Annotated in this window: 11 protein-coding genes and 2 pseudogenes; 11 read left to right on the top strand and 2 right to left on the bottom strand. The window is 40.7% G+C overall.

The window, feature by feature from the left end; translation table 11 throughout:
- Positions 1-71 precede the first annotated feature (71 nt).
- The 5 genes and pseudogenes from FXV91_RS09825 (at position 72) to FXV91_RS09805 (ending at position 13,354) form a co-directional block, all read left to right on the top strand.
- Positions 72-698, top strand: a complete 627-nt coding sequence (locus tag FXV91_RS09825; protein WP_229390405.1) for a LysE family translocator — start codon at positions 72-74, stop codon at positions 696-698.
- Between the two features lie 1,323 nt (positions 699-2,021).
- Positions 2,022-2,351, top strand: a complete 330-nt coding sequence (locus FXV91_RS09820) for an MEDS domain-containing protein (protein WP_229390404.1) — start codon at positions 2,022-2,024, stop codon at positions 2,349-2,351.
- A 731-nt stretch (positions 2,352-3,082) separates the two neighbouring features.
- Positions 3,083-3,796: pseudogene (locus tag FXV91_RS09815) on the top strand (sensor histidine kinase); the annotation flags it as partial.
- A gap of 672 nt (positions 3,797-4,468) precedes the next feature.
- A complete protein-coding gene (locus FXV91_RS09810) occupies positions 4,469-8,404 on the top strand; it encodes a PAS domain S-box protein (RefSeq protein WP_229390403.1) in 3,936 nt (1,311 codons plus the stop codon).
- 1,287 nt (positions 8,405-9,691) lie between these two features.
- Positions 9,692-13,354, top strand: coding sequence for a GAF domain-containing protein (locus FXV91_RS09805; RefSeq protein ID WP_229390402.1), 3,663 nt, complete (start codon positions 9,692-9,694; stop codon positions 13,352-13,354).
- 1,490 nt (positions 13,355-14,844) lie between these two features.
- Here the strand turns inward: FXV91_RS09805 and FXV91_RS09800 are convergent.
- Positions 14,845-15,150, bottom strand: coding sequence for an MscL family protein (locus FXV91_RS09800; RefSeq protein WP_229390401.1), 306 nt, complete (start codon positions 15,148-15,150; stop codon positions 14,845-14,847).
- Between the two features lie 1,500 nt (positions 15,151-16,650).
- Here FXV91_RS09800 and FXV91_RS09795 point away from each other — a divergent pair.
- Both FXV91_RS09795 and FXV91_RS09790 read left to right on the top strand, forming a co-directional pair.
- On the top strand, positions 16,651-17,076 hold the full coding sequence (locus tag FXV91_RS09795; protein WP_229390400.1) for an N-6 DNA methylase: 426 nt from the start codon (positions 16,651-16,653) through the stop codon (positions 17,074-17,076).
- The gene (locus FXV91_RS09790; protein ID WP_229390399.1) at positions 17,037-17,180 is read left to right on the top strand and encodes a hypothetical protein; all 144 of its coding nucleotides are present in this window, start codon (positions 17,037-17,039) and stop codon (positions 17,178-17,180) included. Before FXV91_RS09795 ends, FXV91_RS09790 begins: the two co-directional genes overlap by 40 nt.
- An 18-nt stretch (positions 17,181-17,198) precedes the next feature.
- Here the strand turns inward: FXV91_RS09790 and FXV91_RS09785 are convergent, their stop codons facing one another.
- Entirely contained in the window at positions 17,199-17,342 is a 144-nt protein-coding gene (locus FXV91_RS09785; RefSeq protein ID WP_229390398.1) for a hypothetical protein, read from the bottom strand.
- 26 nt (positions 17,343-17,368) lie between these two features.
- Between FXV91_RS09785 and FXV91_RS09780 the strand changes: the two are divergent.
- The 4 genes and pseudogenes from FXV91_RS09780 to FXV91_RS09765 all read left to right on the top strand — a co-directional run.
- A pseudogene (locus FXV91_RS09780) lies at positions 17,369-17,425 on the top strand (hypothetical protein); the annotation flags it as partial.
- Positions 17,426-17,501: 76 nt separating this feature from the next.
- Complete coding sequence (locus FXV91_RS09775) at positions 17,502-17,690, top strand: N-6 DNA methylase (protein WP_229390444.1); 189 nt, start codon at positions 17,502-17,504, stop codon at positions 17,688-17,690.
- 42 nt (positions 17,691-17,732) lie between these two features.
- Positions 17,733-17,924, top strand: coding sequence for a hypothetical protein (locus FXV91_RS09770; RefSeq protein WP_229390397.1), 192 nt, complete (start codon positions 17,733-17,735; stop codon positions 17,922-17,924).
- Between the two features lie 90 nt (positions 17,925-18,014).
- Entirely contained in the window at positions 18,015-18,299 is a 285-nt protein-coding gene (locus FXV91_RS09765) for a hypothetical protein (protein ID WP_229390396.1), read from the top strand.
- The last annotated feature ends 14 nt before the right edge of the window (positions 18,300-18,313 follow it).

Here is an 18,313-nt window from a genome sequence, read left to right as displayed (position 1 = left end):
AACTCTTGGCTTGCTAAGCAGCTTTTACAGCAGGTCCTTTGAACTGACATGTGAAAAATGAGGTATTACAGATGCTGGATCTTATTGAATATTTAGCTATGGGAGCGTTTCTCGGCCTTGCTGCAGGGACATCTCCGGGCCCGCTCCTGGCTGTAACTATCTCTGAAACACTGCAGCATGGCAAGTGGGAAGGAATAAAAGTTGCAGTCTCTCCTTTAATTACAGATCTGCCAATAATTTTAGCTGTACTGTTTGTTCTGTCGCATCTAACAAGTTCTGATCTTTTTATCGGAATTATTGCTTTTTTCGGGGCTTCATATCTGATATATTCAGGAATCGAATCCATGAAAATCAAAAAGGACAGCGTTGAATTAAATGTAGGAAAGAAAGACGCCCTTAAAAAAGGAATTATTGTCAACTTCGGGAACCCACACCCATACGTTTTCTGGCTTTCCATTGGAGGTCCGATAATCTTTAAGAGTTTAAGTGTTCATGTATGGGCTACAATCTTATTCATAGCAGGTTTCTATTTACTTCTTGTAGGGTCAAAAGTAATTGTTGCGTTAATTGTAGAGAAGTCAAAGTATTTTATTAACAGTAAATATTACTTTTCTATCGTTCGCGCTTTGGGAATTGCCCAGATTATATTTGGACTGACTTTTATTAAAGTAGGCCTGGATTCATTGAACTTAATTTGAGACTGTCACCTTTACGGGTTGATAATTTACCTTCCGAATTGAGATTAGGGATCACAGGAAATCGGAGATTTTCTGGGAGTTGCACTGTAAGTGCAACAGCTCGCTGTCCTTTTCGGTAGAGTTACGGCTCTGTAGTGTGCTGTCCGTTTCGCTGCGCTCAAGCGGACTAATTTGTGGGTTATAGAAGTTAGCTACGCTCAAGAGGCTAAATTATGGTCTTAGCAGTGAGCTTCGCTACGCTCAAGAGGACTAAGTTATAAGTTCAATTCAAAGAAAAAGAATTTCCAAAAAAGAGTTAATGTTTTTGAAAATTAGCTAAGAAGTAGATGGTAGGGTTTTGAGTCCCTATTCTCAAGCCCTACCTGCGATCCAACCCATAGATTAAGAGGAAACCCTATTACCCTTAATCTGTACATCTAAGACAGCATCAATATATATATCATAATTGATACGAAAAATTGGTTTTTATTTTAAACTTTGATATAATTAAATAATTATATTATATTGAAAATTTTAATACCATTGAAAATAACAGAAATTACATAAAAAATGTCATAATGAGCTTGAAATTTTTTACGCCGAATTATTTTTTTCTCGAAGGCAATTTTAGATATAATTAATTTAATATAATTTACTTTATTAGTATATGCTGGAGTTGGGAAGTAAGGTGGGGTAAAATCTACCACATAAAGAATCACCCGTGAGGCCGCTGATCTTCTCTTCGAATTCAATAGTTGGGAAGCATAGATAGGATTCGAAGACTGCATTGGGGGATGCAGTAAGGATGCAGTGCCTCTGGGTTTCTTCTTGTATAACTTGTTTTATTGCCTTTTACCATCATCTTTTTTGGGGTTTTTACTTTGGTCTAAATCTGTTTATTATCCATCTGCTATTAGACCAATAATTTCTAATTTCTAAGTGAAACACTCAATAAGTAATAGAATGTTTCGACTGTCTATTTACAATTTTTAGAAGTCTTAAAGGAACAAGTTAACTTTATTTTCGGTCAACATTTCTTTTGATGAATGTTCTTAAATATGTAAAATTATAGTGTGAAATCTTTATAAGAAAACTTTATAGATAAATATTTATTTTATTATTTATTTTATAATTAGTTCTTAAACACCCAATTATTATAATTAGTATTTAATATAATTAATTTTTTGGATGATACTTAAAATTAGATAACATATGATACTTAAAATTAGATAACATAAAACCTGCAACTTTCGATCAAGCAAAAATTTTGACACAAGAGCTTTCTGACTTTGTACCTGAATGTCAGAGAAAATATGAGAAATAACATTAGAACTTCTGGTGTTAATGTTTCTGGAAATACTCCATGGGGGGGCGCATTTCTGCCAATTCAATCAGAGAAAAGAAGACTTGGTAAAAATACCTGTCCCTTATTTCAAAGCAGGACTGGAGAACAATGAGCTGTGCATGTGGATCACATCACAACCTCTTGAAGTAAAAGAGTCAAAAGAAGCCTTTAGACTATCTGTTCCTGATTTTGATATTAATCTGGAAGTTCTGAACATCATCGAGAGTAAGCAGGCGGAGAGTAAGATCCGGCGCGCGTCGAAGGACTACGTGCAGCGAGTGAGGAGCTGGCGCGCTTCAACTGCGCAATGCTGGGTAGGGTGTAGATGATCGGGTTTAAGGAGGGGAATGAACGAACTATGCCGCAGGCTCAGCGAGCTGCTTCCCTATCGTATCGAATCCAGGAGGGATGATAAATGAACAAAGTCGGAAGAATCCAGAAATGGCTGACATTCGGGTTGAACGCGGAGCAAGAGGATCACTTTCGACAGATAAACTTTGGTGCGGACGTCACTTTAGCCCGGATTTTCATTTTTCTGACCATGCTGCCTTTTGCAGTTCTTATAGTCAATGATTATGGTTTCTTTGGGCTCTCACGGATGTTCTATGGACTTTTAGCGCTTAGACTTGCTATCGTTACATACACCATCCTGTTACTCAAAAGCCTGCGAAGACTTCCTAACTACCGCTCCTATGACCGGGCTGAACTTTTTTGGGGTCTCTTTATGGCGCTCACCAACATTGCTGTGAGTGCGACGCGGCCTGATAACTTCGTCGCCCATACCATTGTCACGGTTCTCGCTGTTTTCGTCATGGTTCTCGCCATCCCAAATCGGTTCATCAACCAGCTTATTCTGTCCCTGGTGTACACCGTCGGGGGGACGTTGATTATTGCACCCAATCTTTGGATGTCACCACAAGCTTCTTTTACGGTGCTTCTCAGCATGTTCACTGCCAATGCCATTGCCGTTGCATCTAGCTGGCTGCTTCACTTCTGGCGCAGGCGGGAATTCCTGACTCATGAGGAAATACAGAAGGCAAGGGTGGAGATCGAGATGCAGCTTACTGAGCGCAAGAAGGTTGAAGAAGCTCTCGCAAAAATAGAAAGTGCCCGCCAGAAAGAGATCCATCACAGGATCAAGAATAATCTTCAGGTAATTTCGTCCCTTTTAGATCTTCAGGCTGAGAAGTTCAATAACAGAGAATGTATTAACGATTCGGAAGTTCTCGAAGCCTTCAGGCAAAGCAAGGATAGAATAATATCTATTGCACTTATCCATGAGGAATTGCACGAAGGCAAAGGAACAGATACACTGAATTTTTCGCCTTACCTTCAGAAACTTGTTGAAAACCTTTCCCGGACATACAGTCTTGGAAACATCGATATCAGCTTAAATTTAGATCTTGAAAAAAACATTTTCTTTGATATGGATACTGCAGTTCCATTAGGAATGATTGTTAACGAACTTATTTCCAATTCTTTCAAGTATGCATTCCCAGGCAGGGATAAGGGGATAATTCAAATCAAACTCTTTAGTGAAGGGACTAGAAACGAGCTGAGCAATAAAAAAGAACATGCCGGAAAAGGTACTGGGTACACCCTCATAGTCTCAGATAATGGAATTGGCATTTCCGAAAAAATTGATTTTGAAAACCCTGATACACTTGGTCTGCAACTTGTAAACGTTCTGACAGATCAATTAGATGGTGAAATCGAGATAAAAAGGAATAAGGGAACAGAATTCACTATCTGGTTTAGAAATATAGAAAAATGAGCTATGATGGGGTATTTACTCCTCCATAAACCCTACCTCGTTAGAGGCTCTGAAAGCCTCTTTTCATCCCTGCCCACACGACTAAAACCGAAAGATAAGCCCAGATCCTCTCAGCCAGCGGGATGTAATTCACTGCTACATCCCGTAAATAGTGCTCCGCAAGGAATCGACACGACTTGCCCTTCGGAATCTGGCGGGTGCTCCGCAGGCTTATGCGGTCTAAGATGCCAGACTGGATTTTATCTAAAACTATAGGTTTTATTTTATCTAATTCTAAAAGTATTTTTGGAAAAATTGCTTTTATTTTTTATTGATTATAAATTTAAAGTTCATAAATACAATATAATAAATACTTGTCTGTGCAATTTACTTATAAATTGTACATTAAATTTCTGTATACCTAAATCTTCGTCAAAATCATACGGATAGAGTTAATTTGTTCCGATAGACTCGAAAGTTGTGTTATTTTTTGCTGTATAAAGATTTAAGACAAGAACTTTTCAGCTTTATACCTGAGTGTCGGAGAAGAACACGAGAAGTAAAATTAGATCTGCTCGTGTTGATATTATTGGAAATATTACCCTGGAAATAAACTTTTGCCAATTCTAACCGCATAAAAGAAGACCTGATGGATGTATTAGTCTCTTATTTTAAAAACAAGGCTGGAAAATTATGACTAATTCTGACCGCCTGTATGCCAACGAACTGGAAAGCCGGGTACGGGAACGAACCGCCGAGCTCGAAAAAGCCAATCAAAGGTTACGTGCCGAGATTTTTGAACGCAAGCGTGCGGAGAATGAGCTGGTTAAACTTAAGGACAAGCTCGAAGTCGAGGTTAGAGACACGAATATTCTCCACAAATTGAGTACGCAGTATATAGAAGGTGGCGATTCCTATTTTATTTTCCAGGAAATGGTCGAGGCTGCAATTGCAATAACCAGAGCTGACAAAGGAAACATACAGATTCTCGATCCGTTAACAGGAAAATTGAAGATTGTAGCCCAGAGGGGATTTAAGCTTCCTTTTTTAAAGTTTTTTGAGTTTGTTGACACAGGGGAAGCAGCAGCATGCAGAACTGCAATGAAACGAATGGAACGTGTGATCGTGGAGGATATCACTCGAAGTCCCATTTTCCTTGGGAGTGATGCTCTGGATATGCTGTTTAGTGAAGGAGTAAGAGCCGTTCAATCCACGCCTCTAGTCAGCCGATCGGGTCAGTTTATAGGCATTATCTCTACCTATTTCAGCCAGATTCACATGCCATCTGAGCGCGAACTAATATTGGTCGACATTCTGGCTCGGCAGGCTGCAGATATCATAGAGCGCAAGCGGGTTGAAGAGGCACTACGCCAGGCTTATGAGGAGTCCCAGACCCAATCTGAAGAGTTGAAGACATCCAAAGAAGAATTGCAGGTCCAGTCAGAAGATTTACGGACTCAGACTGAAGAACGCCAGAAAGTTTGTGAATTATTGAATGAAAACGAAAAGAAATATCGCCTGCTCTTTAACCACAGCATGGATGCAATTATTCTAACAGACCCAAGAAATGGTGGAAAAATCCTTTCAGCTAATCCGGCTGCCTGTCGAATGCTTGGATGGTCTGAAGAAGAGCTTATTGGCAAGGATCGAGATGTAATGTTTGACCTGACAGATCCGAAGTTATCTGCCTTATTGGACGAACGTGCAAGCTCTGGATCAGCAAAAGCTCAGCTTACTTACAGGAGAAAAGATGGAACTACTTTCCCAGGAGAAGTAAGCACTGCCTTCTTAATTAATAACAATGGAGAGCCTCGGACAGTCGTTATCATCCGAGATATCACCGAGCGCAGGCGAACTGAAGAGGTGCTTAGCCATGAGCGAAGCTTGCTTGAAAGCGTCATGCGGGCGACCGACGTTATGCTGGTCTTTCTCGATCCGCAGTTCAATTTTGTGTGGGTCAACCCCGCCTATGCCGAATCGTGCCAGATGAAGCCGGAGGAGATGATCGGGAAGAACCATTTCGCATTATATCCTCACGCGGAAAACGAGGCGATTTTCCGGAAGGTCCGGGATACTGGCGAAGAGATATTCTACAAGGACAAGCCGTTTGTCTATCCCGATCAGCCCGAACGCGGAGTCACTTATTGGGACTGGAGTCTAGCTCAAGTCAAAAATTCCGGTGGAAACGTGACTGGCTTAGTCTTATCATTACGTGAGACCACAAAATACAAACAGGCTGAGGAAGCTCTTCAGAAAAGTGAAGAACGCTACAGGATGCTTTTCACAAACATGACCGAGGCTTTCTTCCTTGCAGAGATAATCTGTGACAAAGATGGTAAGCCGTGTGACTATCTTCACCTGGAATTAAATCCTGCTTATGAGATCATTACAGGTATAAAGAAGGAACAAATACTGGGCAAGTCTGCCCTTGAAGTATTTCCTAACGCGAGCCCTATAGCGATTAGAAAATTCGGCGAAGTGGCACTTTCAGGCGAGTCAACGCATTTTGAGATATTTAGTCAGGCGACGGATAAATATTTAGATATTTATGCATTCAGCCCTGAGAAAGGTAAGTTCGCAGCAATTTTTAGAGATATTACCGAACATAAGCAGGCTGATGAAGCTCTGTATAAGGCATACGAGCAGATCCAGAAACAGTCCGAGGAGTTGCAAGTATCCCATGAGGAATTGCAGACTCAGTATGAGAAACTCCAGGAAACAAACAAAGCACTTCACGAGAGCGAGGCACGGCTGCAGATCATCATCGCAAACTCCCCGGAGATCATTTTTGAACAAGACCACGACCTGCGTTATACCTGGATATACAATCCGGCATCCCCATTATCTGTATCGGATGTAATAGGCAAGACCGATGCTGATTTACTGCCGCCAGACCAGGCACAGCAGCTGGAGTCAATCAAGCGCCGCGTGCTTAATACGGGAATGCGCGAGCAGGCTCTCCTGCAACTATCCCCCGGCGGCGAACCACGATGGTTTGAAGCAATCTACGAGCCACGCTATGATGAGACCGGGCAGGTAACTGGTGTACTCTCTTACACCCGTGATGTCACTGAAAGCAAGCAAGCTGAGGAATTGCTACGCCAGAGTGAAGAGAGATATCGAACTCTGTTCAATTCGATTGATGAAGGCTTTTGCATCATCGAAATGATTTTTGATGCAAGTGGCAAGCCAATTGATTACCGATTTTTGGAGACAAATCCAGCGTTCGAGAGGCAAACAGGACTGCACGAAGCAGCAGGAAAAACGATGCGAGAGCTCGTTCCTGATCATGAAAAACACTGGTTTGACACATATGGCATTATTGCCTTGACTGGCGAACCCAGGCACTTCATTAGTGAAGCAAAACCACTAATGGGCGGTTGGTACGATATTTACGCCTTTCAGTTTGGAAGTAGAGAAAGTAACAAAGTAGCAATTCTTTTCAATGATATCACTGAACAAAAAGAGGCAGAGATTAAGCTAAAAGAGACGCTGGACAACTTAGAAAACCTGGTTAAAGAGCGTACAGCAGAGCTTGAGAAAGCTTATTATTCGTTGAAAGAGAGCGAAGGCAAATTGAAAGCTCTCTTTAAGCTGCTGCCTGTTGGAGTTTCTATCACCGATAAAGAAAGAAATATCCTGGATGTAAACCTTGCCCTGGAGAACATCCTGGGTCTCTCTAGATCAGATTTACTTAAAGGAAAGCAAGCAACCCGAAAATATCTCAGGTCAGATGGCACAGAGATGTTGTTTGAGGAGTTACCAAGCGTAAGGGCTTTGAAAGAGGAAGGGTCGATTCAAAGTTCAGAGATAGGGATAATCAAGGAAAACGGCAGCATCATCTGGACGGATGTGAGTGCAATCGCTCTGCCTTCCTCCGATGGGCAAGTAGTTATTACCACGAGGGACATCACTGAGCGCAAACAGGCAGAAGAAGCTCTGGCAAAAATAGATATCGCCCGCCAGAAAGAGATTCATCACCGTATTAAGAATAACCTGCAGGTAATCTCGTCCTTACTCGACCTTCAGGCTGAAAAGTTCAACAATAAAGAATGTATAAAAGATCCGGAAGTTCTGGAAGCTTTTAGAGAAAGCCAAAATAGAGTAATATCAATTGCCCTCATTCATGAAGAACTTTATGAAGGCGAAGGAACAGATACCCTTAATTTTTCATTATACCTGCAGAGACTCACTGAGAATCTATTCCATACTTACAGGCTTGGGAATACCGATATTAACCTGAACACGGACCTCGAAGAAAAAATTTTCTTCGATATGGATACTGCAGTCCCTCTGGGTATAGTTGTTAATGAACTTGTCTCCAATTCTCTCAAACATGCATTTGCAGGCAGAAACAGAGGAGAAATTCGAATTAAACTGTTTAAAGAAGAAAAAGCCGGCAATGAATCGAATAATGATAACGAAGAACTTACTGGAAAGAATATCGGATATACCCTTATAGTCTCAGATGATGGAGCTGGCACTCCCGAAAACATCCATTTTGAAAACCCGGATACTCTTGGCCTGCAGCTGGTAGCCATCCTTGTTGATCAATTGGAAGGAGAAATTGAACTAAAAAAGAATCAAGGTACTGAATTCAAGATAAGGTTCAATGTAAAGCAGAATTGAACAGCTAAAGGGATTGAATGGGAAAAGAAGCAGTTTAATACCTTTGTGTGCGAAAAACCCTTCAGAGTATCCTTAAAGCAATCTAACGCTATAGAAGATAACCCCGATTAGTATTCTAATGAAGGAACCTTAACTTCAGTTATGATGGAAAAATGGTGTATGCATCCTGCCTGCCTTAGAAAGGATAAAAGTTTCAGCATTCACGAGACGCAAGTTAGGTAGAAGTGTGAATTTAAGACGGATATAAGATTTTACAAATAAGAACTTTTAAAATGAGTTAAAAACTTTTAAAATAGGTTAAGATTTCCGAAAATCAGCTAAGAAGTAGATATGGTAGGGTTTTGAGTCCCTATTCTCAAGCCCTACCTGCGATCCAACCCATAGATTAAGAGGAAACCCTATTACCCTTAATCTGTACATTTATAATGGCATGGTCATATATATCATAATTGATAAGAAAAATTTGTTTTTATTTTAAACTTGGATATAATTGAATAATTATATTATATTGAAAATTTTAATGTAATTGAAAATAACAGAAATTGCATAAGAACAGAAATTGCATAAGAACAGAAATTACATAAGAAAATTTCTATAATACGCTTGAAATTTTTACGTCAAATTATTTTTTGCTTGAAAACAATTTTTGATATAATTAATTTAAAATAATTTATGTCATTAGTATATTCTGGAGTTAGGAAGTCCAATTAGGGAATGGGGCATCATCTGTACCATAATAAAAGAATCTCCTGAGGCCCTGATCATTCTTCGAATAAACGCGCTTGGGAGAGCATGACATTTTCGGAGAGGCTATATTTGGGAATGCAGTTGATATATGCCTTCAGGAGTTGTTCTTTCATTACTTTTTTACTGCCTTTAATTGTTTAATGTCTTCAATTTGGTCTAAATCTATCTGTTATTTGTCTGATAATAGATTGATATCTTCCAGATTTTAAATTAAGAAATTCATTAAAGAAATATATTGTTCCAATAGTCTACTTCCAAGCTTCAGGAGTTTGTCGGAACAGACCATTATATTTTTGTCGCAATTCTTTGACAAATTCTCTTAGATATGCAGAAACATAAATGCAGCTTTATAGAAAACTCTGTAGATAATTATTTATCAATTGTACTTTTATAAGCAAATAATTATATAGGCGTAAAAAATAAAAGTATGTTCCCAAAAATACATTTAGAATCAGATAAAATAAAATCTGTGGCTTTACTTAAAGTAAGGACATTGAGACAAGAATTTTTTGACTTTGTACCCTTGTATCGGAGAAAAACATGAATAACATTAGAGTTTCTGGTGTTGATGTTGTTGGGAATATACCCTGGGGAACACATTTTTGCCAGTTCCACCAGATAAATAAAGAACTGATGAATGTAGTTATCCCTTACTTTAAAGCAGGACTGGAAAATAATGAATTTTGTATCTGGATTACGTCAGAATCTCTAAGTGTAGAAGAAGCAAAAAAAGCTTTGAGAAAGTCTATTCCCAATTTTGATACTTATTTTAATAAAGGGCAAATCGAAGTCATTCCTTATGCTGATTGGTACTTAAAAGAAGGGGCTTTCAATTCACAAAAAATTTTAGATGGCTGGATTGAAAAACTCAATCTGGCTCTGGCCAGTGGCTATGACGGATTGAGAGTGACAGAAAGTGTATGCTGGCTGGAAAAAGAGAGCCTGAATGATTTCGTTAATTATGAGAAAAAACTGGATTCTATTATAGGCAAGTATCCAATAATAGCTCTGTGTACCTATTTCCTCGATAAATGCAATACAATCGAAATTATCGATATTGTCACAAATCACCAGTTTGCTTTGATCAAAAAGGAAGGAAAATGGGAGCAATCAAAAAGTTCCGCGCGGAAAAGTGTCATCGAGCTCGATAGGAGGGATGCTATCCGCGAGGCAATCGAGAGCATCAATCAGATCATTCATTCAACCCTCGACCTCGATGAGATGATGCAGAAGACTGTTTCAGAAGCAGCCAGGGCAGTTGGGTGTGAAACAGCTGCCATCTCTCTGAGAAAAGGTAAGCGCTGGGTCATGCGCTATGCTCATGGTTTCCCAGAAGATATAATCGGATCGGAGATGAACGATGAGGAAGAGCCGCATGCTGTGCTTGCCATCAAAATAAGAAAGCCTGTTGTTATCAATGATGCTTTTAATGACGAACGGGTGAATCGCAATCACATGAAGAAACGGGGCGTTCGTTCCGTACTGGTTGTCCCTCTTATCATCAGGGATAAAGGTGTCGGAGTGCTCTTTTTCAACTATCATAGGTCTATTTTTACATTCGATGATAATGACTTAGATTTTGCATCTCAGCTTGCTTCACTGATATCACTGGCTCTGGAAAATTCTCGCCTTTTTGAAAATCTTAAAATGGAACTGTCCGAGAGAAAGCAGGCAGAAGACGCGTTGAAGGAGAACGAAAAACAGCTGGTGTTCGACTTGGACGTCATGAAAAGGCTGCAGAAACTCGGCACGCTATTCGTGCGTGAAGGTAACCTGGAACCAGTCCTTGGCGAGATCGTTGATGCGGCAATCGCCATTTCCGGCGCTGACTTTGGCAACATCCAGTTACTGGACCCAAAATCATCTGCCCTCAAGATCGTGGCTCAGCGTGGATTTCCAAAGTGGTGGCTGGACTTCTGGAACAGTGTCTCTGAGGGCAGGGGAGTCTGTGGCACGGCTCTCGGGCGCGGAGAGAGAGTCATTGTAGAAGACATTGAACAAAGCCCTATCTTTGTCGGCACCCCTGCACTGGAAATCCAGCTTAAGGCCGGCGTGCGAGCGGTTCAGTCTACACCACTCGTGAGTCGGTCGGGAAGGCCCCTCGGCATATTCTCGACACACTATAAAACGCCGGGCCGGCCTGATGATCACGCTCTTCATCTGCTTAACCTTCTCGCCCGGCATGCGGCAGATATTATAGAGCGGGCACAAAGCGAGGAGACGCTACACCAGGTGACGGAGCACGAACGGTTCTTGGCCGACGTGGTGGAGAAAGCCGACATGCCCTTCGGTATCGGCGCGCCGGATGGCAGGTTGCTCACGTTCAACCAGGCGTTTGTCGACCTCACCGGCTACAGCCGCGAAGAACTGATCCAGCAACAACTGACCTGGAATACCGACCTGACCCCACCTGAATGGCGTGAGGATGAGGCCGCACGCCTAGCTGAGGCTCTCCGCACCCAGCAACCCGTCCGTTACGAAAAAGAATACCTCCGCAGGGACGGCACGCGTGTACCCGTAGAACTTTTCGTGCAGCCGGTGTTCGACACCCCGGGCAATCTGCTGCACTACCGCAGCTTCGTGACGGACATTACCGAGAGAAAACGGACCGAGGAGGCGTTGCGGAAGAGTGAAGAGCGCTTTCGCGCTCTTGTGACGGCCAGTTCGGAAGTGATATATCGCATGAACCCAAATTGGAGCGAGATGAACCGGCTCTGTGGCCGGGGTTTTCTCGCCGACACGGAAAGCTCAAGCCCTACCTGGATTCAGGAATACATTCTCCCGGAAGATCAGCCACATGTGAGTGCCGTCATCAATGAGGCAATAAGGACGAAAAGCATTTTCAAACTGGAGCATCGGGTCCGGCGAGCTGACGGCAGTGTAGGATGGACGTACTCGCGTGCGGTTCCGATAATGGATGCAAATGGCAAAATTGTTGAATGGTTCGGTGCCGCCAGCGACATCACAAAGCGCAAGCAAGAAGAACGGAAGATACGCAGATACAATCTTATTCTTGAAGGAATTAACAGAATCTTCGGCAGCATTGTGAAGGCTGAAACAGAAGAAAAATTAGGGCAAGAATGTTTATCTGTAGCTCTTGAAATAACCGACAGTAAAATTGGTTTCATTGGTGAAGTGGGCACTGACGGGCTACTGCACGATATCGCAATAAGTGAAATTGGATGGAATCAGTGTCTGATGCATGACAAAACTGGACACCACCGTCCTCCAGGTAATTTTATCCTGCACGGACTATACGGCTGTGTAATTGACACCGGAAAAAGCTTCTTTACCAATGACCTGCAATCACACCCTAATAGTATAGGTTTACCGTACGGACATCCGTCGATTAAATCATTTCTTGGCGTGCCAATTATCCTGGACGGAAAAACGGTGGGCATACTTGCGGTTGCAAACCTCGAAGGCGGCTATACCTCTGAGCAACAGGAGGATCTTGAAGCTATAGCGCCGGCGATAACACAGGCTCTGAAGAGGAAAAAGGCAGAAGAAGCCCTGGCAAAAATAGATATTACCCGTCAGAAAGAAATTCATCACAGGATCAAGAATAACCTTCAGGTAATTTCTTCTTTACTTGACCTTCAGGCTGAAAAGTTCAACAAGAGGGAGTGTATTCAAGATTCGGAAATTCTGGAAGCCTTCAGGGAAAGCCAGAACAGAGTTATATCTATGGCTCTTATTCATGAAGAACTGTACAAAGGTGGAGAAACTAATACCCTGAACTTTTCGCCATACCTTCAGAGACTTGTTGAGAATCTTTTCCGAACCTACAGGCTTGGAAATATTGATATCAGCTTAAAACTGGACCTTGAAGAAAATATTCTCTTTGACATGGATACTGCAGTTCCTTTAGGAATAATTGTCAATGAACTCACCTCTAATTCTCTCAAACATGCGTTTCCAGACCGAAACAAAGGAGAGATTCAAATCAAACTACGTAGAGATGAAAACAGAGAATGCATAAGCAGTATAGAAGAAATCAAAAACGAAAACTGTAAGAGTACCGCTTTCGTTCTGACCATTTCCGACAACGGCGTGGGCATTCCTGAAAACTTTGAAATTGAAGATCTTGACAGTCTTGGATTTCAGCTGGTAGCTTCCCTTGTAGACCAGTTAGGTGGAGAGTTTGAACTGAAAAGGAACAATGGGACAGAATTCACTATAAGGTTCACGGTAATCGAATAATGCCGTTTAACAAGAAGCAAGTCGTCCTCTATTAAGTATAATGTTCTTAAATTCCTCGCGACTTTGCATAATTCTATAGATATGCCTCAAAGCAATACGTTTTTGCAACCATGCAATGTATTAATACTAGAATCTGTCAAATTTGGGTAAGAATAAATAAATCACGTAATGATGGACGACCAAGGTATTATAAACAAGGATTTTTAAAATAAGTTAAGAACTCTTAAAGTGAGTTAATGTTTTCTAAAAATTAGCTAAGAAGTAGACGGTAGAGTTTTGAGTCCTTATTCTCAAGTTCCTACCTGCGATCCAGCCCAAAGATTAAGAGGAAACCCTATTACTCTTAATCTGTACATTTATAATGCATTTGCAATATATATCATAATTGATACGAAAGATTGTTTCTAATTTGAAATTTAATATAATTGAAAAAAGTATATTATGTCAAACATTTTAATGTCATTAAAATAAGCTACGCGAAATTATTTTTTGCTTGAAAACAATTTTTGATATAATTGATTTAAAATAATTTATTTTATTATTATATGCTGGAGTTGGGAAGTAAGGTGGGGTATAATCTACCACATAAAGAATCACTTGGAGGTCGCTGATCCTTTCTTCGAATAAACTTGCTTGGAGGAGCATAATATTCGAAGAGACTCTATTGAACCCTTTTGTCACGCTCGACGAGGGGGAGTGGCCTTCCCAAAAGACAAAAGAGAAGAGAATAGGCAAATAACAACCCGATTATGTTTTTATCGCTCTTTGTTGCTTTCTCAAACCTCTTCTTCCTTTTTTGCCTTTTACTTCTTTTTCCTTCTTACTTATTTCTTACTTGTTTCTTACTTATTTCTTACTTATTTCTTACTTGTTTCTTCTTTATAGGTAGGGCCGCCAGACAAGCTGGCGGGGGCGTTTATTTTTACCTGTGAATTATAACACGGTTTCCAGGATCAAGAAGTTCTTGACACGATCGACGCAGGAGAGCGGTCTTACAAAAAAAGAAGGAAAAGAAGAAAAAGAAGAAAAAAAGCCACAAAGCAGCCACAAACTCAGAGGGACAGAAAAAAACCGGTGAGGATGCAGATAGAGCAATCTCAAAACAATCTTCCCCTTAAATCAATACTCTCTTCGATGCCCTCATGCAGAAAGCCTTCACAGGAAAATTGGTTTCATAAATAAATCGGGCCACGAAAAACTTAAAAAAATCGGCTGGCAAAGTTAATTTTTGTTTTTCATGGCTTTTTTTGAAAGGCCGGTCGCAGGCGACCGGTGAGAGCGCGGGGAAGATTCAATCGTGAATCAACTACCTTTAAACGTTGCCAGGATAGAAAAACGGAAACTAGCGGCATTCTGAATCTGGAAAAAGTGGAAAAGAAAAGGGTGGGCTGTTTAATAAATTCAGGTTGTATGCTGCTGGAAAGGCTTTAGACTATAGACCAACTCTAATTCTTAACTGTATTGAGATATAAAACAGCTGCGTTTTTCAGTTACTTTTTGGTTACCTTTTCTTCTTTCATCACTTTTTTTGCAATGATAAAGACCACGAATGCAACAATAATGAAGTTTATCAATTCTCCCAAAAAGGGACCCCAGCCCAGCACTATCGGTCCAATTTCAAGCGTTGCCGTCCTCCAGGCCCCTCCGGGAACGAAAGGTGTTATGATCGGCATGACGATGTTATCTACAAAAGATTTTATAAAAGCAGTAGCTGCAAGACCCATGATCAAAGCAATTGCCAGGGGAATTACTTTGTACTCATAAAGAAACTCTTTAAATTCGCTAATAAGTCCCACTATATTCCTCCTCAGTCCATTTAAGATCTTAATTTACAAAGATTAAATTAATTAGTTTATTCTGTTATTATTATATATACTCTTTGTATGTTTTCTTCAACCCTCAAGCCTGGCTTTTATACTGAAGTTTATCCTGAAAATCAGTTATTGAGCCTTAAATGACCAGATTACAGAAAAGAATCCTTAAAAACCTTAATGGGGAGAGAATTATCCTGAAATTTGTCACAAAGGCATGCTTAATGCTCTCATATTGTGGCATAGGAATGATATTTAAAAGCCAACACCGGAAACGAATGCTCTAAACAATACCCAAAAGTTAAAACATCAAGCTAATAAAAGGCTTATCAAAAAAGGTTAAAAATAAGAGTTTCATGCAAAAGCCTTTTCCTGATAACCGGAACATAAAAAACTGAACTCCAGAGCTTAAGAATTCAACATTCAGGCTTCAAGGCTCTTTTTAAGGGCTTTTTTTGAAAGGCCAGTCGCCTGCGACCGGTGAGAGTACGGGGTTCTGAAAACTGGAAATAACTGATAGCATATGCGGGCTAAAACAAGCACGAAACGGAACCTGGAATAATTAGAATCCAAAACCAAAATTGAGTTAAAATAAGGAATTAATTTACTAGAAAAGCCTTTTAGAATCTTTTAAAGTGATCCATAAGGTCTGGTCCAATTTTATGTAATTTAGTTCTGTACTCAGTTAATTTACTACTTATTTAAGTTATTACTCAGTTAAGTCACTTAGTCAAGTTATTACTTAGTCAAGTTATTACTTAGTCAAGTTATTACTTAGTCAAGTTATTACTTAGTCAAGTTATTACTTAGTCAAGTTATTACTTAGTCAAGTTATTACTTAGTCAAGTTATTACTTAGTCAAGTTATTACTTAGTCAAGTTATTACTTAGTCAAGTTATTACTTAGTCAAGTTATTACTTAGTCAAGTTATTACTTAGTCAAGTTATTACTTAGTCAAGTTATTACTTAGTCAAGTTATTACTTAGTCAAGTTACTTAGTCAAGTTACTTAGTCAAGTTTCTACTTACTTAAGTCACATATCTTCTTTGTACGTCTTCTTCATACATCAGGGACTGACCCTATGGACCAATTTTATATATGTAAGTAATGATATAAAAAAATAACGATTGTAATCTTGTTTTTTAGCAGTACTGCTACTTAAAATCCACAACAAAGCACAACATTTAAAATCCAATACCCGAAACTAACGTTCACAACAGGTTAGAAACAGGTGATCGCATGAGACTCCCACCCGAAAAAAAGTCAAAAATAGATGCCCTCTGGGACAGGTTCTGGAGCTGAGGGTTGTCCAATCCTTTGCAGTCCATTGAGTAGATGTCGTACCTCATTTTCATGAAAAGGCTTGAGGATATGGACGTGCTGGAACAGAGGCGGGCGAATGCTACCTGACAGGCTTATGCTTCTATCTTTGAGGGACATGAGGAGTGTAGGTGGTCGGAATGGAAGCACAAACCGGCTGAGGAGATGATGAAACACGTCAGGGATGTTGTGTTTCCGTTTATCAAAGATATTCATGATGGGGAGAAGACGCTTTTTTCAGAGCATATGAAGGACACTGTATTCATGGTCCCTAAGCCGTCTCTTGTGCAGGAAGCGGTAGGGATCATTGATGAGCTCGACATTTCAGGGCAGAGTTCTGATGTGCGGGGAGATATTTACGAGTACCTCCTGAGCCAGCTTGCAACTGCAGGGAAGAACGGGCAGTTCAGGACGCCGAGGCACATAATCAGGATGATGTCGAGCTTGTTGACCCTGACGTTAATGACAGGATCTGCGACCCTGCGTGCGGGACGGCTGGTTTCCTGTTTACGGCTTACAGGTATATCCTCTGGAAATACACAAGTTCTGACATGGTCATTGAAGACGAGGAAGGGGACTGGCACAACCTGATCGGAGACCACATAACCGAGCAAAAGGCGTGGGACAAACTGCATAAGGACAGGTTCTACGGTTTTGATTTTGACTCGACAATGGTCAGAGGATTGCGCTTATGAACATGGTCCTTCACGGGATCAGGGCTCCTCTATCGAACCTACTGACATGCTCCCAACCAGTATAGCTGAGAAGAAGAGTTCACAGTTATCCTGGCAAACCCTCCCTTCAAAGAGAGCATTGATAAAAACGATATCAACGACAGGCTGACCCTGGCACCACAAAGACAGAACTCCTGTTCGTAGAGAAAATGATCAGGCTGCTTGAAATTGGCGGGAAGTGCGGCGTTATCGTACCTGATGGCGTGCTCTTCGGAAGCTCGAATGCTCACAAAGACCTCCGGAAGCTCCTGCTCGAAAAATGCCTGTCGAAGGGTAGTTTCCATGTCCTCAGGCGTCTTCAAGCCCTATGCAGGCGTCTCAACCGCAGTGCTCATCTTCACAAAGGGCGGGAACACGGAAAATGTCTGGTTCTACGACATGGAAACAGATGGGTATTCCCTGGACGATAAACGGACTTCGGTAGACAGAAAAGGAAATATTCCGGACATTATCGAGCGGTTCAGAAAATGAAGAGAAGAAAACCCGGCCGATAAAAAAGGGAAATGCTTCTACGTGCCAGCGGACGAAATCAAAGCTAACAATTACGATCTTTCCATTTCCAGATACAAAGAGATCGAGTATGAAGAAGTCAGGTACGAAAAGCCGGAAATTATAATTGAAAAGATAGAGGAACTCGAAGGAAAGATTCTCGAAGATATTGAGGAGTTGAAATGGTTGCTCAACGAAGATGAATCTCACAGGTGATAATTTTAGATAAAACTGAATGCAGAAAATGTCTATAATTATCTTATTACCATCGCAAATAGTCCAAAAAATACAATAACATATGGGAAAATGGAAGAAAAATGTGGGCTTGAGCATAACCCAAAAAATCTGCAGCAACTTACAGACGTATTAAACCTTATAGTTGTATACAACAAACTGAAAGGAGATCCTTTTCTGGCTGCACTTGTTGTAAATAAACACGGGATACCTGGAGATGGATTTTTCAGAACACTAAATTTCGTTGATGTTAATGTTGACGACAAAATTAATTTTTTCGTAAAAGAGATACAGAGGATAAGAGATCATAAATGGGAAAAATGGACTTGGATAGAAGTTAAGAGCAAAACAGATTAAACATGCCCAAGCAA

The organism is Methanosarcina sp. DH2, from assembly GCF_020804225.1.
Lineage (GTDB): Archaea > Halobacteriota > Methanosarcinia > Methanosarcinales > Methanosarcinaceae > Methanosarcina.
The sequence above is the reverse complement of the archived record's forward strand: the minus strand, read 5'-3'. Positions and strand labels throughout refer to the sequence as shown.